Below are 23,339 nucleotides of genomic sequence, written 5' to 3' on the forward strand. Positions count from 1 at the left end.
GGTGTGGGGTTTCGGCGACCCGCCCGCAGGGACTCAGCGCGTGAAGCGCACCTCGGTCAGCGTCTCGCCGAGGAACGGCTCGGTGTGGGTGGCGCCGTCGAGCGTGAAGCCGTTGCGCACGTAGAAGCGGTGCGCGCGGGGGTTGTCCTCGGCGACCCAGAGGTACAGCGGGGCGTCCTTCTCGATCGTGGCGTCGAACAGCTTCTGGCCGATGCCGGTGCCGTGGTACGCGTCGAGCAGGTAGATGAAGTACAGCTCGCGCAGCGCCGGGGCGTCCTTGTCGCGGGCGGGGCCGGAGCCGGCGAACCCGACGATCTCGCCGTCGACGAGGGCGGCGCGCATCGTGAAGTCGGGGCCCTGCGAGGCCCAGTGCGTCCACAGTTCGGCCATGCGACGCGGCGACACCTTCTCGAGGGCGGCCTTGCTGATGAGGTGGTCGTAGGTCTCGTGCCAGCACTGGGCGTGCACGCGACCGAGGGCTTCCGCGTCCACATCACGGACCGGACGGACGATGACTTCAGGCTGGGCTTCGGCGCTCATGTTCGTGACTCTACGCGCGGCATCCGCTATCCGGAAATCGAACGGATGCCGTCGGCGACCGCTCCGGTGGGCATGGAGGAATCCGACAACGATGTTCGCGGATCGTTCGTGGATCAATACGATCGATCCTCGTGAACGTGATCTGGCGCACCCTCCTGGTGATCTTCCGAGCCCGCTCCCGCGTGCGGCGGGGCAAGACTCTCGACGCGACCGCGGTGGGCAGCATCCGTCTGACGACCCTGCCGACCGACACCGACATCCTGCGCCACATGAACAACGGTCGCTATCTGTCGCTGTTCGATCTGGGGCGGTGGGACCTGCTGATCCGAAGCGGACTGTTCGACGCCATGAAGGACAACGGCTGGTACGCCGTCGTGTCGAGCGAGACGATCACGTTCCGCCGGTCGCTCGTGCCGTGGAAGCGGTTCGAGGTGCAGTCGCGGTTCATCGGGCACGACGACAAGGCGCTGTTCCTCGAGCACCGCGCGGTCGTGAAGGGGCAGATCTACGCACGGGCGATCATCCGGGCGCGGATGCTGCGGCGCACCGGCGGCACGGTCGCGAACGAGGAGCTGTTCGCCGCGGTGGGCAAGCCCGAGGGCGTGCCCGAGATCGACGCCTGGGTGCACGACTGGGCCGCGGCATCCGCCCTTCCGCCCGTTCGTGCGGAGGCGCCGAGCGACTGGAGCTGAGCGCTTCTCTCGCCCGCATTTTCCCCTGTTCTCGAGGTATATCGGTGTGCCTCGCACGACTTCGGAGTTTCGCCTCGACACACCGCCGTGACGCTGTTTAGCCTGGCGTGTCGCCCGCGATCTCCGAAGTCGTGCGGGCGCGGGATCGGGAGTCGGGGGAACATGAGCGATTTGCAGGAGGGCGACGGGATGCCTCCGGGCATCGTGTTCGCGATCGTGTGCGGGGTGGGCGTGGTGATCTTCTGGGGCCTCGGGGCGCTCTCCATCGTCGGCTTCCTCGGCGTCTCCGACGTGGCGAGCGCGGCGTCGTTGCTCGCCTGCGTGTTCGCGACGGGGGCCGGCGTGATCGGTGTCATCGGATGCCGACTCCGGTGGGTGTGGGTGCGGTGGGCGGCGCTCGTGCAGGCGGTCGTGATCGTGGCGGTGATGATCCCGTCGTGGATCCAGTCACCGCAGAGCACCGGATGGATCGCCCTCTTCGTCGCCTACGCCGGCCTGCAATTCCTGCCGTCGTCGCACCGGTGGTACCACCCGAAACCTCACGTGCCCGGGTCGCCGGTGCCGATTCCCGGGGTGCACTCATGACGGATTCGACACGCGCCGTGCTCGGGCTGGGGACAGATCCGCGGATGCCGCCGACGGTCGTCGCCATGCTCATCGTGCAGGTGGTGATCGTCGTGGGTTGGGCTTTCAGCCTGGCGGCGCCGCTGACTCTCGCCTGGGCCGACCTCGCTGGTGACACTGTCTCCGCATCGCACGAGCTGGGGCTCAGTCTTCAGCTGACCGCACTCGCACTTCCCGCTGCCTTCGCCTCTGTCGTGAGCGTGGGCGGAGTTCTCGGCCTGTTCCGCCAGACCATGTCAGGCGACTTCGCGATGCTCGTGCAGGCGCTCGCGGTCGTGATGACGGCAGCGGGCGGGCTCATTGCGATCTTCACGGGCACGATCCTGGTGCTGCTGCTCGTGCCCCTCCTGCTCGTGAGCGTCGCTCTGTCGAAGGTCCGCTCGTCGCGGCGATGGTTCGAGGGCGGGGGCTTCGCCGACTCGCCGACGCCGTGGGTGACATGCGCGCTGGCTCTCACGACATTGGCGATTCCTCTCTGGATCGTGTGCTCGGCCTGGGCCTTCCTGAGTGTGCTCCTCTCGCTGTTGCTCTGGATGTCGGGCGAGGGCATCATCGACGCTGTCGGCATCCTCGGCATCTCCCTGGTCTCGCTGGGACCGGTGGCGAACATCACGGTGCTCCTCGCCGTGGCTCGTCGCTGGCGGATGCCGCGGGGCCCGGTACTCGCCGGATCGGTGCTCGCGGCGATCGGTCTCGTCATCCTGGCGCCGACGCTCTGGTGGGCCGCCGTGCTCGCCGGGGTGCCGTCCGTGCTGCTGTGGGTTCCCGCGATCGCCCGGGAGTTCGCGACTCCCGCGCCCGACACGACTTCGGAGGTTTCGCCGCGACACCCCGGCTGAGGCATCCGTCCCTCGGCGTGTCGGCTCGGAACCCCGAAGTTGTGCGGGGAGAGACCTAGGGTGAGAGACATGGCAGAGTCGTCTCCCGCATCGGATGCCGCGGCATCCGCCCCGATCGCCGATCAGGCCGTCGAGCTCGCCCGTCGCTGGGTCGTCGAGGCGGCCGCGGCCGACGTGGATCCGGCGGCCGAACGGCTGGCCGGTGTGCTGCGCGACGAGAACGGTCTGCCGTTCACTCTCGGATTCGTCGACGGCGTCATGCGGCCCGAGAGCCTCGGGGCCGCGGCATCCCGCCTGCACCGGATCGCGCCGATCGTGCCCGAGTTCCTGCCTTGGTACCTGCGCGGTGCCGTGAAGCTCGGCGGCGGCATCGCTCCCGTGCTCCCGGCTCCCACCGTGCCGATCGCCCGCCGGGTTCTGCGCGAGATGGTGGGACACCTCGTCGTCGACGCCCGCCCCGCGAAGCTGGGGCCGGCGATCGAGCGCATCAAGGGAACCGGTGCGCGCCTCAACCTCAACCTGCTCGGCGAGGCCGTGCTCGGGGAGGGCGAGGCGCAGCGCCGCCTCGACGGCATCCACGATCTGATCCGCCGACCCGACGTCGACTACGTCTCGGTCAAGGTCTCGGCGGTCGTCAGCCACATCTCGATGTGGGCGTTCGACGAGGTCGTCGATCGGGTGGTCGAGCGGCTGCTGCCGCTGTACCTCACGGCGTCCTCCGACGGCACCTTCATCAATCTCGACATGGAGGAGTACCGCGACCTCGACCTCACGATCGCGGTGTTCACGCGCATCCTCGAGGACCCGCGTCTGGCGAACCTGCATGCCGGCATCGTGTTGCAGGCCTACCTGCCCGACGCCCTGCCCGCGCTGCAGGAACTCACCGCATGGGCGCAGGACCGCGTCGCGCACGGCGGTGCCCCCATCAAGATCCGTCTCGTCAAGGGCGCGAACCTCGCCATGGAGCGCGTCGAGGCGACCATGCACGGGTGGACCCCGGCGACATACGACACCAAGCTCGACACGGATGCCAACTACCTCCGGTGCCTCGACTGGGCGCTGCACCCCGAACGCACCGCTGCCGTGCACCTCGGCGTCGCGGGCCACAACCTGTTCGGCATCGCCTACGCCTGGCTGCTCGCGGGTGAGCGCGGTGTGCGCGACGAGGTCGAGTTCGAGATGCTGCTCGGCATGGCGCAGGGGCAGGTGCAGGCGATTTCGCGCGAGGTCGGCCCCGTGCTGCTCTACGTGCCGGTCGTCGCTCCCGCCGAGTTCGACGTCGCGATCAGCTACCTCGTGCGCCGCCTCGAGGAGAACGCGTCGAGTGACAACTTCCTCTCGGCCGCATTCCAGCTCGGCGACGACGAGACGCTGTTCGCGCGTGAGCGGGACCGCTTCCTCGACGCCCTCGACCGCTCGACCGACCCGAACCTGCGCACCGGCCCGCGTCGGCGTCAGGACCGCCTGGCTCCGATGCACGAGTCCGTGCGCCCGGTGTTCGTCGACCCGCAGCCCGAGGCCGACCTCACGAAGGCCGTGCTCGGCATTTCCCGCGGCTCGAGCGGCGACGACGGGTTCGACGGCGAGCCCTACCTCGAGACCGCCGTCTACTCGCCGCGCGAGATCATCGATGAGACCGCGGGCGCGCCGGGCTTCACGAACGCGATCGACAGCGACCCGGCCCTCCCCGCCAACCGCGAGTGGGCACGCGTCATCCGCGAGCGCATCGCGACGTCGACCGCCGGTGACGACACGCTCGCGACCGCTCGCGTCGACGAGGGCGGTGACCTCGAGCGCATCATCCGGACGGTGCGGGGTGCCGCGCCGAGCTGGGGTTCGCGACCCGCCGCCGACCGCTCCGAGGTGCTGCTGCGCGCGGCCGCTGCACTGGAATCGCGCCGCGGAGAATTGATCGAGGTCGCGGCATCCGAGACCGGAAAGATCTTCGCCGAGGCCGATGTCGAGGTCAGTGAGGCCGTCGACTTCGCCCGCTACTACGCGGCGACCGCGCGCGAGCTCGACGCGATCGCCGGGGCGGCCTTCGTTCCCGCATCCGTCACCGTCGTCACGCCGCCCTGGAACTTCCCGGTCGCGATCCCGGCCGGGGGTGTGCTGGCCGCGCTCGCCGCGGGATCGGGCGTCATCTTCAAGCCGGCGCCGCAGGCGCGACGCTGCGCCGCCGTGATCGCCGAGGCGCTCTGGCAGGCGGGCGTTCCCCGCGATGTGCTCGCCCTCGTCGACATCGAGGAGGGCGAGCTCGGACAGCAGCTGATCACCCATGAGGCCGTGGATCGTGTGATCCTCACCGGGTCGTGGGACACGGCGGCCCTCTTCCGATCGTGGCGCGCCGACCTGCCGCTGCTCGCCGAGACCAGCGGCAAGAACGCGATGATCATCACCCCCTCGGCCGATCTCGACCTCGCGGTCGCCGACCTCGTCAAGAGCGCCTTCGGGCATGCCGGGCAGAAGTGCTCGGCGGCATCCCTCGCGATCCTCGTCGGACCGGTCGGGCGTTCGCAGCGCTTCGCGCGGCAGTTGGCTGATGCCGTCCGCTCGCTGCACATCGGCTGGCCCACCGACCCGCTCGCCGAGGTCGGCCCGGTGATCGAGAAGCCGCAGGGCAAGCTCGCCTGGGCGCTCTCGGAGCTCGAGGGTGACGAGAAGTGGCTGATCGAACCGTCGCTCTCGTCGGATGACGACGGCAGCGGACGCCTCTGGACCCCGGGGGTGCGTGTCGGGGTGCGTGCCGGGTCGCGGTTCCACCTCGAGGAGTTCTTCGGCCCGGTGCTCGGCGTCATGTACGCGCCGACCCTGGCGGCCGCGATCGAGATGCAGAACGCCGTCGCCTACGGTCTCACCGCAGGGCTCCACACGCAGGACCCCGGCGACCTCGCGACTTGGCTCGACCGGGTGCAAGCCGGCAACCTCTACGTGAACCGCGGCATCACCGGGGCGATCGTGCAGCGGCAGCCGTTCGGCGGGTGGAAGCGCTCGTCGGTCGGTCCCGGCACGAAGGCCGGCGGCCCGAACTATCTCGTCGGCCTCGGGTCGTGGCGCTCGCGCCCCGGGTCGACCCCGTCGAGCACGCTGCATCTGCGCGGCCTCGACTCCCGCATCACGGCGCTCATCGAGTCGGCCCAGCCCTCGCTCGACTACGAGTCGTTCGAGTGGCTGCGCAAGTCGGCGCTGTCGGACGCCCTCGCCTGGGACCGCGAGTTCGGCCGGGTGCGCGACGTCTCGCGCCTGGGGGTCGAGCGCAACCTGTTCCGGTATCGCCCACTGCCCGTGGAGCTGCGGGCGACGGCGGATGCTCCGCTGCAGGAGGTGCTCCGAACGGTGCTCGCCGCGGTGCGCGCCGGGGCGGGGTTCGTGCTGTCGGTGTCGGCAGGGCTTCCGGCCGGGGTGCGCCACGCGCTGGGCGATCTCGACGCGGCGGTGTTCCTCGAGACGGACGAGGAGTGGCTCGCGCGCATGGGCGGCTCGCGGTCGGACTCGGATGCCGAGGGTGCGGATGCCGCGGCTGCGGAGCTCTCCGCGCCCCGGGCGTCGCGCGTCCGCCTGATCGGGTCCCGCCCCGCGGTGGCGGCGGCGCATGCCGCGCTCGCCCACGCGGTCGACGGCGATCCCGACCGTGCGGTATACGACGGCGAGGTGACATCGGCCGGACGCATCGAGCTGCTGCCCTTCGTGCACGAGCAGGCGATCTCGATCACCGCGCACCGCTTCGGCAACCCGGACCCGGTCTTCGCCGAGGTCATCTGAGGGGTTCTCCCGGGTTTCGAATCGCTCACTTTGTCGCTCCGCAGGGTCGAAAGCGACGAAGTGAGCGATTCGAAAGCCTGCCGAAGTGACGAGTGTAAAGAATTCTTGACATCGCACTCGTGCCAGACGTATTCTCATGTCAAGAATCCTTTACATGGAGGTGCGTCGTGGTCTACGAAGAGCGCAATGCCTGGGCAGGTCTCATCGTCAGCCTGATCGTCATCCCGGCGTATGTCGTCGTGGTGCTGCAGCAGGCGACGACGCGACCGATCGAGAGCGTCGACTGGTTCCCGCTGATGCTCTGGGCGATCGGCATCGGCATCGTGGGCACGATCGTGCTCAGCATCCTCTGGGGCATGATCGCCCACCGCCGTGATCCCGACGGCACCGGCCGCAGCGACATCCGCGACCGCGACATCAGCCGCATGGGTGGACGGGTCGAGCAGTCGTTCATCGTGATCGCGGGGCTCGGGGTCATCGGGCTCTGCGCGCTCGGCGCCGACGTCTTCTGGATCGCGAACACGATGTTCCTGGGCTTCGCCGTCTCGGCCATCGTGGGCGGCATCGCCCGGGTCGTCGCCTACCGTCGGGGACTCGTCTGATGGTCAAGCCCACACTCGTCTCGAACAGCATCCGCACCCAACGCGAGGCCGCAGGCCTCACCCAGGCCGAACTCGCCCGCACGATCGGCGTCACCCGGCAGACCCTCATCGCGATCGAGCAGCAGAAGTACTCGCCCACGCTCGAACTCGCGTTCCAGATCGCCCGTGCGTTCGACGTCGGGCTCGACGACCTCTTCTCCTACCCGGAGGCGTGACATGACGACCACGATGCAGGTGTGGAGGAATCCGGCCTACGGCCCGGTATCCGGCCAGCGCCACGAGCGGATGCCGGTGCCCGAACCCGGTCCCGGTGAGGTGCTGCTGCGCATCCGCGCCACCGCCCTCAACGCCGGCGACGTGCGCCTCATGCTCGGCGACCCCCTGCTCGTGCGGCCGATCTTCGGGATGCGCCGTCCGACGCAGTCGATCCGGGGAATGGACGTCGCCGGGACGGTGGTCGCGGTCGGCGACGGTGTGGCGGATGCTTCGCCCGGCGACGAGGCTGTCGTCGAACTGCCCGCCGGGGGAGGGCTGGCCGAGTACGCGGTCGCGCCCGCCGATCGACTCGCGGGGCGACCGGCATCCGTCGATCCGAGCGTCGCCGCGTGCCTGCCGATCGCGGGTGGCACAGCCTGGCAGGCGCTGGACGCGGCCGGGATCACGCCCGGCGGCGCGGCTGCCCCGGGCAGGCGGATGCTGGTGCTCGGCGCCTCCGGGGGAGTGGGCACGTTCGCGGTGCAGCTCGCCGCCCTGCGCGGCGCCGAGGTCTGGGCGACGTGCGGGGAGCGCAACAGCGCGCTGGTCGAGGAACTCGGTGCCGTGCGAGTGCTCGATCACCGCAGGTCACCGGTGAGCGACCTGCCTGCGGAGCATTTCGACGCGGTGATCGACGTCGTCGGCGGGATGCCGCTGCGTCCGCTGCAGCGACTCGTGCGCGACGGCGGCACGGTCGTGCTCGTCAGCGGCGACGGTGGGCATGTGCTCGGCCCGATCCCGCGGATGCTGAAAGCCGCCGTGCTGTCGATCGGTTCGCGCCGTCGCATCCGTCCCCTGGCGGCGGCGCCGAAGCCCGAGATCGTGCGCGAGCTCCTCGCGCTGATCGGGGCCGGAGCTCTGCGACCGGTGATCGAACGCGAGTACCCCTTCGCCGAGGCATCCGCCGCCCTCGCCCACGTCGAGGCCGGCCACACCGTCGGCAAGGTCGTCGTCACCGCCGCTGTGTAGACGGCATCCCCCCCGGCTTTCGAATCGCTCACTTTGCGCCTCCAGGGCCTCCGAAACGACGAAGTGAGCGATTCGAAACGCGAATCAACCGAACCCCCGCCGCTCTGGCCCCCCACAGCCGGCGGATGGCACAATGAAACCGGCGTGCCCGAATCGCATCTTCCCCGCCGTCTCGCAGAAACGAGTGAGTGGGTCGAACTTCCGCCGGGCCCCTGGACAGCGTCCGCCGCACCCGTTCATTCGAGGAGCATCCATGTCGACGCCTGAGACCGCCGTGGCATCCGCCCCCGCGCGTACCGCGCACCACCGCCGCTACCTGATGTGCCGTCCCGAGCACTTCACGGTCAACTACTCCATCAACCCGTGGATGGAGCCGAGTCGCCCCACCGACACCGCCAACGCGGTCGCCCAGTGGCAGAAGCTCTACGACCTCTATATCGAGCTCGGCCACGAGGTCGAGCTCATCGAGCCGCTCGCCGGCTACCCCGACATGGTCTACACGGCCAACGGCGGATTCCTCATCGACGGCCGCGCGTACGTGCCCGAGTTCCGTTTCGTCGAACGTCAGGGCGAGGCGCCCGCGTTCGCCGACTGGTTCCGCGCCAACGGCTACGACACGGTCATGCCGAAGGAGGTCAACGAGGGCGAGGGAGACTTCCTGCTCGTCGGCGACGTGATCCTCGCGGGCACCGGGTTCCGCTCGACCGGCGACAGCCACCGCGAGGTCGGCGAGGTCTTCGGCCGCGAGGTCGTCTCTCTGGGCCTCACCGACCCGCGTTTCTACCACCTCGACACCGCCATCGCGGTGCTCGACCCCGTGCAGGGTGTCGAGAACGGCGGCCCCGAGCGCGCGAACATCGCCTACCTGCCGGGCGCGTTCGACGACGCGAGCCGTGCGATCCTCGAGGAGCGTTTCCCCGACGCGATCCTCGTCTCCGACGAGGACGGCGCCGTGTTCGGCCTCAACTCGGCCAGCGACGGCTACAACGTCATCATCTCGCCGCGCGCGAAGGGCTTCGAGAAGCAGTTGCGCGAACGCGGCTACAACCCGATCACCGTCGACCTCTCCGAGCTGCTGCTCGGCGGCGGCGGCATCAAGTGCTGCACGCTCGAACTGCGGGGTGCGAAGTGACGACGGATGCTGTGACGACGGACGCTTCGACAGGCTCAGCGACCCAGGCGACGCACGTCGCCCACAACTACCACCCGCTGCCGGTGAACATCGCCCGAGGTGACGGTGCCTGGGTGACGGATGTCGAGGGCAAGCGCTACCTCGACCTGCTCGCCGCGTACTCGGCCGTGAACTTCGGGCACCGGTATCCGGCGCTCGTCGCGGCCCTCACCGAGCAGCTCGGCCGCGTGACGCTCGTCAGCCGCGCGTTCCAGAGCGACCAGCTCGAGCCGTTCGCCGCGGCGCTCGCGAAGCTCGCCGGCAAGGACCTCGTGCTGCCGATGAACACGGGTGCCGAGGCCGTCGAGACCGGCATCAAGGTCGCGCGCGCCTGGGGCTACCGGGTCAAGGGAATCGCCGAGGGCAAGGCGCGCATCATCGTCGCGGCCGGCAACTTCCACGGCCGCACGACGACGATCGTCAGTTTCAGCGACGACGAGCAGGCCCGCGACGACTTCGGTCCGTTCACGCCCGGTTTCGACATCGTGCCCTACGGCGACGCGGATGCCATCGCCGCCGCGATCACCGACGACACCGCCGCGGTGCTGATCGAGCCCATCCAGGGCGAGGGTGGCGTGATCATCCCGCCCGAGGGCTACCTGCGCCGGATCCGTGAGATCTGCGACGAGAAGAACGTGCTGTTCATCGCCGATGAGATCCAGGCGGGTCTCGGCCGCGTCGGCGAGACGTTCGCGAGCGACCGCGAGGGCGTCGTGCCCGATCTGTACCTGCTCGGCAAGGCGCTCGGCGGCGGACTGCTGCCGGTGTCGGCGGTCGTCGGCGACGAAGACGTGCTGGGCGTCATCCGTCCGGGCGAGCACGGCTCGACCTTCGGCGGGAACCCGCTCGCGGCGGCCGTCGGCCTGCGGGTCGTCGAGATGCTCGAGACGGGCGAGTTCCAGGAGCGCGCCCGCGCTCTCGGCGCCCACCTCGCCGAGCGCCTCGAGCCGCTCATCGGCCACGGCGTCACCGCGGTGCGCATCGCGGGTCTCTGGGCCGGCGTCGACATCGACCCGGCGAAGGGAACCGGACGCGAGATCGCCGAGAAGCTCCTCGAGCGCGGCGTGCTCGTCAAGGACACGCACGGTCAGACCATCCGCATCGCCCCGCCGCTCGTGATCCGCGCGACCGAGCTCGACTGGGCGGTCGAGCAACTCAAGGTCGTTCTGGGCGCGTAGCGCGGCGGCATCCGCTCGTCAGTCCTCCTCCGCCGCCTCGCTAGGCTGGCGGCGGAGGGGGAACCGATGGCATATCAGAATCCGGATGCCGTGGCGGCCGGAGCACCGCCCTGGCACCTGCCCGCGCCGCAGCCGCGCCCGACCGCGGGCGGCATCCACGGCTTCGCCTGGGCGCTCTGGCCCTGGATGAGCTGGGTGCTCCCGGTCTTCTTCGTCTTCCACGGCTTCCTCGGCTCGGGCGGCTGGGGCACGCTGATGCTGATGTTCCTGTCGCCGGTGTTCGTTCCCGCGGCGGGCCTGCTCGGCATGCTTCCGCGATTCATCCTGCGCAGGCGAGGGCACACCACCGCGCCAGCTCCGATCGTCTGGCTGCTCTTCGTGAACTGGTGGGCGTGGTTCACGCTGGCGCTCACGATGCAGGACATGGGTGACTCGGGGCCGTCGAGATCACTGTTGCGCGATGTGATGACGGTGCCGCTCTCGCTGGACTACGAACAGGGTGTCTTCCTCGCGGCGCTGGCGATCGCGGTGCTCGCGTGGGTGGCGGTGCTCGTGCTCGCGATCGTGCAACCGCGACCGATGCCGGGTGTGCAGACCGGCATGCCCCGGCGCCAGGACGGGTGGACCGTCGTCGCGTGGATCGCCGCGTTCGTGGTTCCCGCGCTGCTCGTCGCGACGATCGGCGCCGGCGTCGTCGCGACGGCGCTGCAGCGCGATGCCGCGGGTGACACGGTCGCCGAGGTCTCGGCGATGCCGATCGCCGCTCAGGCCGAGCGGGCGCTGGCGACCTACGAGCGCACGCAGCAGAAGCTCTCCGAGGTGCGCGAGCTGATCGCCGACGACGGCTGGCAGATCATCGACGACGACGGGCGGGCGGTCGGGTCGGCGGGCTTCGGGTCGTATTCGTGGGAGTGCCGGCGGGCGGATGCCGACTGCGTGACGATCGAGGCCGGATTCGGCATCGACGACGTGCGGGTCGACGTCGACGGCGAGGACTTCCGTGCGCGGCTGCAGGCGCTCGGGTGGGATGCCGACGATATGCGGGCGATGACGGATGCCGACGGTTTCGTCCTGCGGATCGACGCGTTCCGCGGCGTGAACGAATCCACGTGGGTGTCGATCGAGAGTCCGCCGCTGTGGGGTGACCTGTACGACCTCACGCAGGAACTCGGAGAGTCCGACGACGACCGGGTCGAGGGGACCTTCCGCTTCGACGAGTGGCCGCCGCTGCGCTGATCGCCGAGCCGCGGCATCCGATGTGCGGCATCCGATGTGCGTCGGTTGCGCGAACCACCCCGAACAGCGCGAACCACCCCCTTCGGGGCCTCCCGCAGGCGGGTGGCTCGCGCTCAAGGGGGTGGCTCGTGCGTCACTGGGGATGACGCGCGCACCCGCGAAGCTGGGGACTTACGCGGGCGGGTTGTCGGGGTCGAGGAGCTTGAGGGTCTCCTCCTCGGCCGCATTGTCTGCGTGGAGTTGCTGCTCGGTGGTCTCGTCGCCGCCCAGGGGAGCGTCGCGGTCGGGGCCGGCATCGCCCTGGATGGCGCCGCGCGGGGAGTCGCCGTGCGAGGCGTCACCCTGGATCGCGCCGCCCTGGGCCGCGCCCTGGTTGCCGTGCGCGTCGTCGACCGGTTCGTCGTCGGCATCGCCCTGGATCGCACCGCGCGGCGAGTCGCCGTGCGAGCTGTCGCCCTGGATCGCGCCGCCCTGACCGGACTGCGGAACGCCGACGCCCTCGGCGCCCTCCGCGGGATCCTCCGTGTGCGGGGTGTGTTCGGTGTTCTCGTCCATGCCCGCGACGGTACTGGTGGCCGCAGCATCCGAAGACCCCATTGACAAGGTGAGCCTCACCGCACTCACCTGCCGTTTCCGGCAGGGGCGGATGCCTGCGGCGGATGCCGGGGCTACGGGTTCTCGGGGTCCCTCGGGCGGCGGATCGGCGTGGTGACGGCGGCTTCGTCGCTGAACTCGACCGGGTCGACCTCGTCGATCACGCTGAGCGGGCGCGTCTCGTCGAGGGTGAGGAGGAAGCGGCGGTTCTCCCGGCGGTGCAGGCGCCCGGAGGTGAGCACCCAGACCGCACCGATCGCGCAGGCGATGAGCCCGGCCGTACCGCCGAGCATGATCGCGGTGCGCGGACCGAAGGCATCCGCCACCCATCCCGCGATCGGCGCGCCGACCGGGGTCGATCCCATGATGACCGCCATGTACAGCGCGAGCACGCGGCCGCGCAGCGCCGGGTCGGTCGTGATCTGCACGTAGCCGTTCGCGGTCGTGAGCAGCGTCACGATCATGAACCCGGTGAACATCAGCGTGATGCCGTAGGTGAGGTAGGTGGGCATGGCGGCCGAGACGAACGCCGCGATGCCGAAGCCTCCGGCCGCGAGGATCACCACGCGCACCCGCGCCCGATCGCGGCGCGCGGCGAGCAGGGCGCCGGCGAGCGAACCTATCGCGAGGATCGATGACAGCACGCCGTATCCGTCGGCTCCCGCTCCGAACTCGAGCGCCATGGTCGACGCGAAGATCGGGAAGTTCATTCCGAACGCGCCGATCAGGAACACGGTCACGAACACGACCTTCAGATCGCTCCGGCCCCACACGTAGCGGAATCCGGCCGCGAGTCCGCCGCGCCCGCGATGCTTGGGCCGCTTCGCGAGCAGGCTCGTGCGCAGCAGGCCGAGCGCGAGGATCATCGCCAGGAACGTCGCCGCATTGACGATGAACACCCAGCCCGAGCCGATCGCGACGATCAGCAGACCGCCGACGGCGGGTCCGATCATGCGGGCGAGGTTGAACGATGCCGAGTTGAGGGCGACGGCGTTGGAGGTGTCGGATGCCGTCACCATGTCGGACACGAACGCCTGGCGTGCCGGGGCGTCGAAGGCGTTGACGATGCCGAACGCGAGCGCGAAGCCGAACATCATCGGCAGGGTCATGACACCGTTGAGGAGCAGCACGCCGACGGCGATCGCGAGCAGCAGGAGCGTGCCTTGGGTGGCGAGCAGGATGCGCCGACGTTCGAACCGGTCGGCCACCCAGCCGGTGAGACTCACGAGCACCAGCGGGGGCCCGAACTGCAGCGCCATCGTGAAGCCCATGGCGGCGGCGTCGTTGTCGGTGAGCTCGGTGAGCACGACCCAGTCCTGGGCGGTCGCCTGCATCCATCCGCCGACGTTCGAGACGAGGGCGCCGGCGAACCAGATGCGGTAGTTGATGTTCGCGAACGAACGGAACATCGCGCTCATCGGTCGGTCACCCGTCGCATGAGGATGCTCGCTTCGCGGAGCGTCGTGAGCTCGTCCTCGGTGAAGTCGAGCTCGGCGAGCATGTCGGCCAGCAGCACGTCGCGGCGGCGGATGGTCTCGACGACCAGTTCGGCGCCGGCATCCGTGATCTCGACCTGCACGCGGCGGCGGTCGTGCTCGTCGACCGTGCGGGTGACGTAGCCCTGCTCCTCGAGCCCGTTGATCGTGTTCGTCATCGAGGGGGCGGTGACGCGCTCGCGCTCGGCGAGGGTCGAGATGGTGCGGCGGCCGTTCATGCGCAGGTCGGCGAGCACGGCGAGCTGGGCGTCGCTCATGGAGTCGGCGGCGCGGGCGCAGCGCAGGCGTCGCGCGAGCCGGAACGTGGCCATGCGCAACTCGGTGGCGGTGAGCTGGAGGGAGTCGTCAGGCGAAGTCATTACTTAGTTAGTCTATCTAAATGATCGGCGTACGGGGCGGGAACGGCAGAATGGATCGCGTGACCCGAACCCCCGCTCTCGAAATCGCCGTGCAGGACCCCGCCGGAGTGCGCATCGCCGGAGAGGTCGGCGCCGCCCGTGTCGAGCTCGCGACCGCGCTGGCCCTCGGTGGGCTCACGCCGTCGCCCGCCACGCTCGAGCTCTCGGTCGAGGCGGCGCGCGACGCCGGGGTCGAGGTGCACGTGCTCGTGCGCCCCCGCGGCGGCGACTTCCACTACACCGACGAGGAGATCGCGATCACCGAGCGCGACGTGCGCCGCGTGCTCGAGGCCGGAGCGGATGGCGTCGTGATCGGCGCCCTCGACGCGCAGGGCGTGCTCGACATCGACGTCATGACCCGGCTGCGCGATGCCGCAGGCTCGGCATCCGTCACCCTGCACCGGGCCATCGACGTGACCCCCGACCCGCTCGCGACCCTCGACGCCGCGACCGCGCTCGGACTGCGCCGCGTGCTCACCTCGGGCGGAGCATCCGCCGCGATCGACGGCATCGACACTCTCCGTGCGCTCGTCGCGCGTGCCGAAGGACGCATCCAGATCATGGCCGGCAGCGGCGTCGGCGCCGCGAACGCCGTCGAGCTCGCCGCCACCGGGGTCGACGCGCTGCACTTCTCGGCCAAGCGCAGCGTGATCGCCGAGGGCGGCGTGCGCATGGGCTCGGCCTCCGACGGGGTCGGCGGGTACGAGGTCACCGACCGCGACACCGCCATCGCCGTGCGCGCCGCCCTGGGGGTGTGAGCCGCGCGCGGCTGTGCCCGGGCGCGGATGTGCGCCGCGCCGCCGATCGGTAGGCTCGCAGCGTGACGGATACCCGAGAGTTCACGGATGCCGACGGCATCGCCATCGTCTACGACGTGCACCCGGCGACCGCCGATCCCCGCGGTGTCGTGCAGTTGCTGCACGGCGTCGGCGAGCACGCCGGACGCTACGGCGCGCTGATCGCCGCGCTGACCGCCGCGGGGTTCACGGTCTACGCCGACGACCACCGCGGACACGGCCGCACCGGCATCCGCCAGCACGGCGGGCCCGCGCGGCTCGGCCGGTTGGGCAAGGGCGGGCTGCGCGCCGCGAAGGATGCCGTCTGGCAGCTCACCGGCATCATCCGCGACGAGAATCCCGACCTGCCGCTCGTGCTGCTCGGGCATTCGTGGGGATCGTTCCTCGCGCAGATGCTGCTGAACGAGCATCCCGAGGCGTTCGATGCGGTGATCCTGTCGGGGTCGGCACTGCGGATGCCGGGATCGCTCAGTGCCGCGCCCCTCAACGCCCGCTGGGCGGGGCCGGAAGCCACCGGCTACGAGTGGCTCAGCCGCGACCCCGAGGTGTGGGCCGCGTTCGAGGTCGACCCGCTCACGACGGGCGAGCCGCTGCTGAAGCTGTTCGGGCCGATCGAGGCCGCGAAGCTCTTCGGCCGGCCGCGGCGTGACCTGCGGGCGATCGGTGGGCGCGACGTGCCGCTGCTTCTGCTGGTGGGACGCGACGACCCGGTCGGCGGACCGCGCAGCGTGCACAAGCTCGCCGACGAGTACCGCAGCCGTTCGGGCTTCACCGATGTGACGACCCTCGTCTACCCCGATGCCCGGCACGAGATCTTCGCCGAACTGCAGCAGGACGATGTGCGCGCCGACACCCTCGCCTGGCTCGACACGCACATCCCCGCCCGCTGAAGGCTCTTCTGGTGGGCCCTTCGACAGGCTCAGGGACCCAGTTCTGTCGGTCCTCGGCTCCGGGTCGCTGAGCCGCCCCTCTTCCGGGTCGCTGAGCCCCCCCTCTTCTGGGTCGCTGAGCCTGTCGAAGCGTCCCCCGACGAGACTCCGGTGTGACGCCGGATGACGTCGGGTGAAGGCGCGTGACACCCGCCCGACGGATGCTCCGCCCCCGCCGTAGATTCAGGGCAACATTCCGCGATGGCGTGAGGGGGTCCGATGAGTTTCGACAGCGACTGGCGTGCGTGGCACGACGAGCGCGAGCGTGTGGCCGGTGCCGAGTACGGCCCGTCGTCGCTCGAGTCGACGAACTGGCTGATCTCCGAACCGGCCGCGGTCGAGAACGTGCCCGGCCTCTGGGCCGTCGGCGGCGAGGGCGAGATCCGCGGCACCGAGCTCGGGGTCGCCGGGGCCACCGTCACCCTCCGGAGGGGCGAGGCCTTGCGGTTCGGGCGACGTGAGCTGCGGGTGTTCCCGCGCCGCGAGACCGTGGCGTTGCGGGTGTTCAACCCGGCGCGTCCCCAGCGCGAGCGGTTCAGCGCGATCGACGCCTACCGGCCCGACCCCGCCTGGCGACTGCCGGCGGTGTTCACTCCCGCCACCGACGAGTCGATCACGATCGTCGCCATCGACGGCGACCAGCACGAGGCGCCGGTCGCAGGGCGCGTGCGATTCGAGATCCGCGGAGCCGCGCACGAGCTGACAGTGACGCGCAACGTGCGCGGCGGCCTCGGCGCGGTCTTCGCCGATGGGACCAACGGGATCGAGACGTTCCCGTTCCGCTTCCTCGCGATCGACGAGCCGGAGGACGACGGCGCCGCGATCGTCGACTTCAATCGGGCGTACCTGCCGCCGTGCGCGTTCTCCGACCAGTTCGTGTGCCCGCTGCCGCCGGCGGGCAACCGTTTCACGGCGCCCATCCGAGCCGGCGAGCGCGCGGTCGTCCTCGGTCGCTGACAGCTTCTCGGGCGGGGGCGCTTCGACAGGCTCAGCGACCCAGTTGCTCGAACCGGCCTCACCCACTGGGTCCCTGAGCTTGTCGAAGGGCCCGCCCCGCTCGACTTAGACCGCGACCAACAACCCCGGTCGGCCGTAGGCTGGGGAGGTGCACGGTGAATACAAGGTCCCCGGAGGAAAGCTCGTCGTCGTCGACCTCGAGGTCGACGACGGGAAGATCGCGCAGTTCCGGCTCGCTGGTGACTTCTTCCTCGAGCCCGACACGGCGCTCGAGGCGATCAACGACGCGGTGAACGGGCTGCCGGTCGAAGCGGATGCCTCGGTCATCGCCACCGCCGTGCGCGATGCTCTTCCCGAGGGGGCTCAGCTTCTCGGTTTCACACCCGAGGCTGTCGGCACCGTGGTGCGCCGCGCGCTCGTCACCGCCCCGGGCTGGCGCGACTTCGACTGGGAGATCGTGCACGACAAAGCCGTCTCGCCGGCCATGAACCTCGCGCTCGACGAGGTGCTCACCTCGCGCGTCGGCGAGGGGCGTCGTCGCCCGACCCTGCGCATCTGGGAGTGGGACGGCTCGGCGGTCGTCATCGGATCTTTCCAGTCGTACCGCAACGAGGTCGACCCCGAGGGTGCCGAGCGCCACGGCTTCGACGTCGTGCGCCGCATCTCGGGCGGCGGCGCGATGCTCATCCCCGAGGGGCAGATCATCACGTACTCGCTGTACGTTCCGGCATCCCTCGTCGCGGGCATGACGTTCGCCGACTCGTACGCGTTCCTCGACGACTTCGCGCTGCAGGCACTGCGTTCGCTCGGGATCGACGCCGTCTACCGCCCGCTCAACGACATCGCGAGCTCGACCGGAAAGATCGGCGGCGCGGCGCAGAAGCGTCTCGCCAACGGCGGTGTGCTGCACCACGCGTCGCTGTCGTACGACCTCGACGGACAGGTCATGACCGAGGTGCTGCGCATCGGCCGCGAGAAGCTGAGCGACAAGGGCACCACGTCGGCGGCCAAGCGCGTCGACCCGCTGCGCAGCCAGACCGGTCTCAGCCGCGAGGAGATCATCGATCGTTTCATCGACACCTTCCGCTCGCTCACCTCGGCCGAAGACGGCACGGTCGCCGACGACGAGTACGCCGCGGCGGAGGAGCTGGTCGAGACGAAGTTCTCGACCGACGCGTGGCTGCACCGGGTGCCGTGACGACGCCCGAGCATCCGGAGTCCCCGGCGCCGGGCGACGTCGCCATCGAACCTGTTCGGGTCGGTTCCGTCTCGATCCTCGAGGGCGACAATCTCGCCGCCGCGCGCACGCTGCCCGACGCCTCGTTCACGCTGGTGTACCTCGACCCGCCCTTCAACACGGGTCGTGCGCGCGAGCGGCAGATCATGACGGCGACGCGGGCGTCCACAACTCCGGAGGAATCGGATGCCGAGGGGCAGATCGACCCGGAATCCACGGCCGCCGAGGCATCCGTCCGGAGTTCTGAACCGGCGGATGCCGAGACCCCGCCCGCCGAGACCCCGCCCGCCGAGATCCGCCACGGCTTCCACGGCCACCGCTACGAGCGGGTGCGCGGGATGCTGCGCACCTACGACGACCGCTTCGACGACTACGGCGACTTCCTCATGCCGCGGCTCGAAGAGGCCTGGCGGCTGCTCGCCGATGACGGCACGCTGTACCTGCACCTCGACTACCGTGAGGCGCACTACGCGAAGGTCATGCTCGACGCGGTTTTCGGCCGCGACTCGTTCCTCAACGAGCTCATCTGGGCCTACGACTACGGGGCGAAGTCGCGCAGCCGCTGGCCCACCAAGCACGACACGATCCTCGTGTATGTGAAGAATCCGCGGGCGTACTTCTTCGACTCCGACGAGGTCGACCGTGAGCCGTACATGGCACCGGGTCTCGTCACGCCCGAGAAGGCGGCGCGCGGCAAGCTGCCCACCGATGTCTGGTGGCACACGATCGTGCCGACGACCGGCCGCGAGAAGACGGGCTACCCGACGCAGAAGCCCGAGGGCATCCTGCGCCGTATCATTCGCGCGTCCAGCCGCCCCGGCGATCGGGTGCTCGACCTCTTCGCGGGCAGCGGCACGACCGGCGCGGTCGCCTCGGCGCTGGGCCGCGACAGCGTTCTCGTCGACGACAACCCCGAGGCGATCCGTGTGATGCGCGAGCGGATGCCGCACGCCGAGGTCACCCGTTTGGACTGAGACCCGCCGTCAGGCGATGTAGATCTTGCGCAGCGTCTCGGTCACCGTCCAGACGGTGCGCTGGCCCTCGGCCAGGCGCACGACCGAGCCGGGTGCGACGTCGAGATCGGCGAGCGCCGGGTCGTCGAAAGCGATGCGCGCCCGCCCCGACAGCACCACGAAGACCTCGTCGGTCTCGACGTCGGATGCCGTGCCCGGCGTCATCTCCCAGATGCCGACCTCGGTGCCGCGGATGAGGGAGAGCGGGTGCACCGCGGTGGTCGGGTCGCCCGCGACGACATCGGATGCCGGGAGCGGTTCGTGCACGAGGGCGAGGCCCGCGGCATCCGCCATCGTTCCCGGCAGCAGGCCCGTCGCCGGCACCGGTGCGAGTCCCTGGGCGGGGTCGATGTCGCTCACGAGTCGAATCCCATGCCGAGGGCGTCGAGCGTCTTGAGGAAGAGGTTGCGCTTGCCCTGGTTGTGGTCGGCGCGGTCCATCGCGGCGCGCACGAGGTTGATGCCCACCGCGGCGGCCGGTTCGGGTGGGAAGGGGACGGGCCGCTCGCGAACCATCTTCAGCGCGGTGCGCTCGGTCTCGTCACCCGCGAGCTTGTCGAGCATGACGTCGGCGGCGAACCGCGCCGCTCCCACGCCGAGCCCGGTGAACCCGGTGGCGTAGGTCACGCGACCCTTGCGGGCGGTGCCGAAGAACGCGCAGAAGCGGCTCGACGAGTCGATGGCTCCGGCCCAGCGATGCGTGAAGCGCAGTCCTTCGAGCTGCGGGAACGTGGTGAAGAAGTGCGAGGCGAGGCGGCGGTGGCTCTCCATCCTGTCTTCGTACTCGGGGCGCACCTTTCCGCCGTAGTGATAGACCGCGTCGTAGCCGCCGAAGAGGATGCGGTTCTCGGCGGTGAGTCGGTAGTAGTGGAACTGGTTGGCGCTGTCGGCGAGGCCCTGACGGTTCCGCCACCCGATCGAGGCGAGCTGCTCGGTGCTGAGCGGTTCGGTCATCAGCACGTAGTCGTAGACGGGCACGGTCATCAGACGGTTGCGCTTGAGGAGGGAGGGGAAGACGTTCGTGGCCAGCGCCACGGCATCCGCCACGACCCGACCGTCGCGGGCCTCGACCGTGATCGGGCCCGATCCGTCGCCCAGGATGTCCTGCACCAGCGTGTGTTCGTAGATCTCGACGCCGAGGTCGGTGGCGACGCGGGCCAGTTCGAGACCGAGCTTGGCGGGATGCACGAGCGCGGTGCCCTCGCGCTCCCAGGCGCCGGCGAGGAACGTGGGGGAGTGCACCTCGGCCTGCACGGCGTCGTGGTCGAGGAACCCCTCCTCCTCGCGCAGCCAGTCGACCTGGTGGGGTTCGACGGCGACGGCGAGTTGACCGGTGCGCTCGAACTCGGCATCCATCCCGTACCGCTCGACGGTGTCGGCGATGCCGTCGAGGTTCTCGAGGCCGAGACGCTCGAGCTGGCCGATCTCATCGGGCCAGCGGTTCACGCCGTTCTCGTGGCCGTGGGTGATGCTCGCCTCGCAGAATCCGCCGTTTCGACCGGATGCCGCCCAGGCGACGCGCGACGCCTCGATCAGCACGACCCGGCGGTCGGGGTCGCGCTCCTTGGCGCGGATCGCGGTCCACAGTCCCGCGTACCCGCCGCCGACGATCGCGAGATCGGCCTCGATCGCCCCTGTCAGCGTCGGGTACTCGGTGCGCTGCACGTCGTCGAGCCAGAACACGGCGAAGGAGGTGTCGCGCAGGGACTCGTCGATCACGGAGTCCTGCGGCCGGCGGCGTTCGAAGACGGTGGTTCCCATGCGCGCTCCCGTGTCTGTGCTGTGTGCTCTGTGCTGTGTGCGGGCGGGGTGCGCGTCAGCGCGTTCCCCAGTTGTAGAGGTCTTTGTAGAGACCCGCGTAGAGCAGGCTCTCGGTGTGCACGACGCCGGGGATGGTGCGGATGCGGGTCGCGATGAGTTCGAGCAGGTCGGCGTCGTTCTCGCACACGGCCTCGACGAGGATGTCGAAGCTGCCGAGGGTGACGACGACGTAGGCGAGTTCGGTGATCTCGGTGAGCTGCTCTGCGACGGCCCGCGGGTCGCCGGTCACTCGGATGCCGATCATCGACATCCGATGGAATCCGAGCTGCAGGGGGTCGGTGACGGCGACGATCTGGATCGTTCCCGCATCGGTCATCCGCTGCACGCGCTGCCGGGTGGCGGCTTCGCTGAGGCCGACCTCGCGGCCGATCTCGGCGTAGGGTCGACGGCCGTCCTCCTGGAGCAGTTCGATGATCCGCTTCGAGATGTCGTCCAGCGCCGGCTGCGTCTTCGTGCCCATGCGTCGATATTGACAGGCGGATGCCGGAGGTGCAACCGATTCCGTCGTCTCCGGGCTCAGGGTCTTTCGATTGCGAAAGTGCCGCGCTACTGTGGCCGCATGCGCACAGAGACCTTGCAGAACTTCATCGGCGGTCGGTTCGTCCCCGTGTCCGGCGCAGGCGACCTTCCGCTCATCGACCCCGCCACCGAGGAGGAGTACGGCCGCCTCCCGGTGTCGGATGCCGGTGACGTCGACGCCGCATATGCCGCGGCATCCGCTGCCTTCCCGCTCTGGCGCGACACGACGCCCGCCGACCGGCAGCTCGCCCTCTTCCGCATCGCCGACGACATGGCCGCGCGCGCCGAGGAGTTCGCCGACCTGGAGTCGCGCGACACCGGCAAGCCGCGCGCCAGCCTCGTCGAGGACGAGATCATGCAGTCCGTCGACCAGCTGCGGTTCTTCGCCGGTGCCGCACGGTCGCTCGAGGGGCGTGCGGCGGGGGAGTACCTCGCAGGTCACACCTCGTTCGTGCGGCGCGAGCCGATCGGCGTGATCGGGCAGGTCACGCCGTGGAACTATCCGCTGAACATGGCGGTGTGGAAGATCGCACCGGCGCTCGCCGCGGGCAACACCGTCGTGCTCAAACCGGCCGAGACGACGCCGTTGTCGACCTTGCTGCTGGCCGAGATCGTGGCGCTGCACACCCCCGCCGGAACGCTGAACGTGGTGCTGGGCGACCGCGACACCGGGGTGGCGCTGGTGGAGCATCCGACGCCCCAGATGGTCGCGATCACCGGATCGGTGCGTGCGGGGATGGCGGTCGCGCGCTCGGCCGCGAACGACGTGAAGCGCGTGCACCTCGAGCTCGGCGGCAAGGCACCGGCGATCGTGTTCGCGGATGCGTCGGTGTCGAAGGCCGTCGAGGGCATCGTCACCGGGGCGTTCTTCAACGCCGGGCAGGACTGCACGGCGGTGACGCGGGTGCTCGTGCACGCGTCTCTGCACGACGAGGTCGTAGCGGCGCTGGTCGCGCGGGCGGAGTCGGATGCCCGTACCGGTGGGCCGCGCGAGGAGGGCGTGCTGTACGGGCCGCTCAACAGTGCGGCGCAGTTGGAGCAGGTGTCGGGGTTCGTGTCCCGGCTGCCGGCGCACGCGCGGGTGGAGACCGGCGGTGCGCGGCAGGGTGAGCGCGGCTACTTCTGGCCGGCGACGATCGTGTCGGGGGTACGGCAGGACGACGAGATCGTGCAGGGCGAGGTCTTCGGTCCGGTGCTCACGGTGCAGTCGTTCTCGACCGACGAGGAGGCGCTGGCGATGGCGAACGACGTGCCGTACGCGCTTGCGGCTTCGGTGTGGACGACCGACCACGCACGGGCGATGCGGTTCTCGCGCGACCTCGACTTCGGGTGCGTGTGGATCAACACGCACATCCCGTTCGTCTCGGACATGCCGCACGGCGGGTTCAAGCACTCGGGGTACGGCAAGGATCTCTCGCAGTACGGGTTCGACGACTACACGCGCATCAAGCACGTGATGAGCGCGCTCGACTGAGACGGGTCGCGCCTGAGCGAGACGGAAGGCCGCCCCCGCACTGGGCCCCTGAGCTTGTCGAAGGGTTCCACCCCGGGATGCTCGTTGGTCGTGTAACTGGGTCTCTGAGCTTGTCGAAGGGTCCCGCCCCGCGCGGGTATTCGTTCTGCACCGGTGTGGTGTCCCCTCGGGTTCTCCACTGTTCGTGTCGATAGTTGCTGTGGCCTGGTCTTTTCGTGTCCGAATGTCGGTGGTCGC

The 23,339-nt window shown here is 70.0% G+C and carries 23 protein-coding genes; 16 read left to right on the forward strand and 7 right to left on the reverse strand.

Going from position 1 to position 23,339, the window contains the following annotated elements; all coding sequences use genetic code 11:
* Positions 1–33: 33 nt before the first annotated feature.
* Positions 34–540, reverse strand: coding sequence for a GNAT family N-acetyltransferase (locus tag ACFY9N_RS16490; RefSeq protein ID WP_391479967.1), 507 nt, complete (start codon positions 538–540; stop codon positions 34–36).
* A gap of 131 nt (positions 541–671) precedes the next feature.
* On the opposite strand from ACFY9N_RS16490, the gene ACFY9N_RS16495 reads away from it, so the two are divergent.
* The 10 genes from ACFY9N_RS16495 (at position 672) to ACFY9N_RS16540 (ending at position 11,868) form a co-directional block, all read left to right on the forward strand.
* Positions 672–1,232: an acyl-CoA thioesterase gene (locus tag ACFY9N_RS16495; RefSeq protein ID WP_391479968.1), complete on the forward strand. Its 561-nt coding sequence runs from the start codon at positions 672–674 to the stop codon at positions 1,230–1,232.
* A gap of 162 nt (positions 1,233–1,394) precedes the next feature.
* Positions 1,395–1,817 (forward strand): hypothetical protein, encoded by a 423-nt coding sequence (locus ACFY9N_RS16500; protein WP_391479969.1) that lies wholly within the window; start codon positions 1,395–1,397, stop codon positions 1,815–1,817.
* Positions 1,814–2,695: a hypothetical protein gene (locus tag ACFY9N_RS16505; RefSeq protein WP_391479970.1), complete on the forward strand. Its 882-nt coding sequence runs from the start codon at positions 1,814–1,816 to the stop codon at positions 2,693–2,695. The genes ACFY9N_RS16500 and ACFY9N_RS16505 overlap by 4 nt, the downstream gene beginning before the upstream one ends.
* A 69-nt stretch (positions 2,696–2,764) precedes the next feature.
* Positions 2,765–6,457, forward strand: coding sequence for a proline dehydrogenase family protein (locus tag ACFY9N_RS16510; protein ID WP_391479973.1), 3,693 nt, complete (start codon positions 2,765–2,767; stop codon positions 6,455–6,457).
* A gap of 167 nt (positions 6,458–6,624) precedes the next feature.
* A complete protein-coding gene (locus tag ACFY9N_RS16515; protein WP_391479974.1) occupies positions 6,625–7,059 on the forward strand; it encodes a hypothetical protein in 435 nt (144 codons plus the stop codon).
* Positions 7,059–7,274: a helix-turn-helix transcriptional regulator gene (locus ACFY9N_RS16520; RefSeq protein ID WP_391479975.1), complete on the forward strand. Its 216-nt coding sequence runs from the start codon at positions 7,059–7,061 to the stop codon at positions 7,272–7,274. Before ACFY9N_RS16515 ends, ACFY9N_RS16520 begins: the two co-directional genes overlap by 1 nt.
* A 1-nt stretch (position 7,275) precedes the next feature.
* Positions 7,276–8,283 (forward strand): NAD(P)-dependent alcohol dehydrogenase, encoded by a 1,008-nt coding sequence (locus tag ACFY9N_RS16525; RefSeq protein ID WP_391479976.1) that lies wholly within the window; start codon positions 7,276–7,278, stop codon positions 8,281–8,283.
* Positions 8,284–8,536: 253 nt separating this feature from the next.
* Complete coding sequence (gene ddaH, locus ACFY9N_RS16530; RefSeq protein ID WP_391479977.1) at positions 8,537–9,415, forward strand: dimethylargininase; 879 nt, start codon at positions 8,537–8,539, stop codon at positions 9,413–9,415.
* Positions 9,412–10,632, forward strand: a complete 1,221-nt coding sequence (gene rocD, locus ACFY9N_RS16535; RefSeq protein WP_391479979.1) for an ornithine--oxo-acid transaminase — start codon at positions 9,412–9,414, stop codon at positions 10,630–10,632. The genes ddaH and rocD overlap by 4 nt, the downstream gene beginning before the upstream one ends.
* A gap of 66 nt (positions 10,633–10,698) precedes the next feature.
* The gene (locus ACFY9N_RS16540; protein WP_391479980.1) at positions 10,699–11,868 is read left to right on the forward strand and encodes a hypothetical protein; all 1,170 of its coding nucleotides are present in this window, start codon (positions 10,699–10,701) and stop codon (positions 11,866–11,868) included.
* A 171-nt stretch (positions 11,869–12,039) separates the two neighbouring features.
* Here the strand turns inward: ACFY9N_RS16540 and ACFY9N_RS16545 are convergent, their stop codons facing one another.
* From ACFY9N_RS16545 to ACFY9N_RS16555, 3 genes are all read right to left on the reverse strand, one after another.
* Positions 12,040–12,423: a hypothetical protein gene (locus ACFY9N_RS16545; RefSeq protein ID WP_391479981.1), complete on the reverse strand. Its 384-nt coding sequence runs from the start codon at positions 12,421–12,423 to the stop codon at positions 12,040–12,042.
* A gap of 113 nt (positions 12,424–12,536) precedes the next feature.
* Positions 12,537–13,871, reverse strand: coding sequence for an MFS transporter (locus ACFY9N_RS16550; RefSeq protein ID WP_391479982.1), 1,335 nt, complete (start codon positions 13,869–13,871; stop codon positions 12,537–12,539).
* A gap of 5 nt (positions 13,872–13,876) precedes the next feature.
* Positions 13,877–14,317, reverse strand: a complete 441-nt coding sequence (locus ACFY9N_RS16555; protein WP_391479983.1) for a MarR family winged helix-turn-helix transcriptional regulator — start codon at positions 14,315–14,317, stop codon at positions 13,877–13,879.
* 59 nt (positions 14,318–14,376) lie between these two features.
* On the opposite strand from ACFY9N_RS16555, the gene ACFY9N_RS16560 reads away from it, so the two are divergent.
* The 5 genes from ACFY9N_RS16560 (at position 14,377) to ACFY9N_RS16580 (ending at position 19,250) form a co-directional block, all read left to right on the forward strand.
* The gene (locus ACFY9N_RS16560; RefSeq protein ID WP_391479984.1) at positions 14,377–15,114 is read left to right on the forward strand and encodes a copper homeostasis protein CutC; all 738 of its coding nucleotides are present in this window, start codon (positions 14,377–14,379) and stop codon (positions 15,112–15,114) included.
* A 62-nt stretch (positions 15,115–15,176) separates the two neighbouring features.
* On the forward strand, positions 15,177–16,043 hold the full coding sequence (locus ACFY9N_RS16565) for an alpha/beta fold hydrolase (RefSeq protein WP_391479985.1): 867 nt from the start codon (positions 15,177–15,179) through the stop codon (positions 16,041–16,043).
* Positions 16,044–16,301: 258 nt separating this feature from the next.
* The gene (locus tag ACFY9N_RS16570; RefSeq protein ID WP_391479987.1) at positions 16,302–17,039 is read left to right on the forward strand and encodes a DUF1684 domain-containing protein; all 738 of its coding nucleotides are present in this window, start codon (positions 16,302–16,304) and stop codon (positions 17,037–17,039) included.
* Between the two features lie 148 nt (positions 17,040–17,187).
* Positions 17,188–18,237 (forward strand): lipoate--protein ligase family protein, encoded by a 1,050-nt coding sequence (locus ACFY9N_RS16575; protein WP_391479988.1) that lies wholly within the window; start codon positions 17,188–17,190, stop codon positions 18,235–18,237.
* A complete protein-coding gene (locus ACFY9N_RS16580; RefSeq protein ID WP_391479990.1) occupies positions 18,216–19,250 on the forward strand; it encodes a DNA-methyltransferase in 1,035 nt (344 codons plus the stop codon). Before ACFY9N_RS16575 ends, ACFY9N_RS16580 begins: the two co-directional genes overlap by 22 nt.
* Before the next feature lie 9 nt (positions 19,251–19,259).
* On the opposite strand, the gene ACFY9N_RS16585 is transcribed toward ACFY9N_RS16580, so the two are convergent.
* From ACFY9N_RS16585 to ACFY9N_RS16595, 3 genes are read right to left on the reverse strand one after another with little or no spacing between them, the layout of a single operon-like run.
* Positions 19,260–19,649 carry a cupin domain-containing protein gene (locus tag ACFY9N_RS16585; protein ID WP_391479991.1) on the reverse strand — a complete coding sequence of 130 codons (390 nt, stop codon included), beginning with the start codon at positions 19,647–19,649 and terminating at the stop codon, positions 19,260–19,262.
* Entirely contained in the window at positions 19,646–21,049 is a 1,404-nt protein-coding gene (locus ACFY9N_RS16590) for an NAD(P)/FAD-dependent oxidoreductase (RefSeq protein WP_391479993.1), read from the reverse strand. Before ACFY9N_RS16590 ends, ACFY9N_RS16585 begins: the two co-directional genes overlap by 4 nt.
* A 55-nt stretch (positions 21,050–21,104) precedes the next feature.
* On the reverse strand, positions 21,105–21,569 hold the full coding sequence (locus tag ACFY9N_RS16595; protein WP_391479995.1) for an Lrp/AsnC family transcriptional regulator: 465 nt from the start codon (positions 21,567–21,569) through the stop codon (positions 21,105–21,107).
* Positions 21,570–21,668: 99 nt separating this feature from the next.
* On the opposite strand from ACFY9N_RS16595, the gene ACFY9N_RS16600 reads away from it, so the two are divergent.
* Entirely contained in the window at positions 21,669–23,102 is a 1,434-nt protein-coding gene (locus ACFY9N_RS16600; RefSeq protein ID WP_391479996.1) for a gamma-aminobutyraldehyde dehydrogenase, read from the forward strand.
* Positions 23,103–23,339: the final 237 nt, after the last annotated feature.

This window comes from Microbacterium sp. NPDC008134 (assembly GCF_042957055.1).
Lineage (GTDB): Bacteria > Actinomycetota > Actinomycetes > Actinomycetales > Microbacteriaceae > Microbacterium.

Bases quoted from the DNA above. Each gene is read 5' to 3' on its own strand.
- ACFY9N_RS16490 (WP_391479967.1), bottom strand. From the start codon at position 540: ATGAGCGCCGAAGCCCAGCCTGAAGTCATCGTCCGTCCGGTCCGTGAT.
- ACFY9N_RS16500 (WP_391479969.1), top strand. From the start codon at position 1,395: ATGAGCGATTTGCAGGAGGGCGACGGGATGCCTCCGGGCATCGTGTTC.
- ACFY9N_RS16505 (WP_391479970.1), top strand. From the start codon at position 1,814: ATGACGGATTCGACACGCGCCGTGCTCGGGCTGGGGACAGATCCGCGG.
- ACFY9N_RS16510 (WP_391479973.1), top strand. From the start codon at position 2,765: ATGGCAGAGTCGTCTCCCGCATCGGATGCCGCGGCATCCGCCCCGATC.
- ACFY9N_RS16520 (WP_391479975.1), top strand. From the start codon at position 7,059: ATGGTCAAGCCCACACTCGTCTCGAACAGCATCCGCACCCAACGCGAG.
- ACFY9N_RS16525 (WP_391479976.1), top strand. From the start codon at position 7,276: ATGACGACCACGATGCAGGTGTGGAGGAATCCGGCCTACGGCCCGGTA.
- ddaH (WP_391479977.1), top strand. From the start codon at position 8,537: ATGTCGACGCCTGAGACCGCCGTGGCATCCGCCCCCGCGCGTACCGCG.
- ACFY9N_RS16540 (WP_391479980.1), top strand. From the start codon at position 10,699: ATGGCATATCAGAATCCGGATGCCGTGGCGGCCGGAGCACCGCCCTGG.
- ACFY9N_RS16545 (WP_391479981.1), bottom strand. From the start codon at position 12,423: ATGGACGAGAACACCGAACACACCCCGCACACGGAGGATCCCGCGGAG.
- ACFY9N_RS16550 (WP_391479982.1), bottom strand. From the start codon at position 13,871: ATGTTCCGTTCGTTCGCGAACATCAACTACCGCATCTGGTTCGCCGGC.
- ACFY9N_RS16555 (WP_391479983.1), bottom strand. From the start codon at position 14,317: ATGACTTCGCCTGACGACTCCCTCCAGCTCACCGCCACCGAGTTGCGC.
- ACFY9N_RS16570 (WP_391479987.1), top strand. From the start codon at position 16,302: ATGAGTTTCGACAGCGACTGGCGTGCGTGGCACGACGAGCGCGAGCGT.
- ACFY9N_RS16590 (WP_391479993.1), bottom strand. From the start codon at position 21,049: ATGGGAACCACCGTCTTCGAACGCCGCCGGCCGCAGGACTCCGTGATC.
- ACFY9N_RS16595 (WP_391479995.1), bottom strand. From the start codon at position 21,569: ATGGGCACGAAGACGCAGCCGGCGCTGGACGACATCTCGAAGCGGATC.
- ACFY9N_RS16600 (WP_391479996.1), top strand. From the start codon at position 21,669: ATGCGCACAGAGACCTTGCAGAACTTCATCGGCGGTCGGTTCGTCCCC.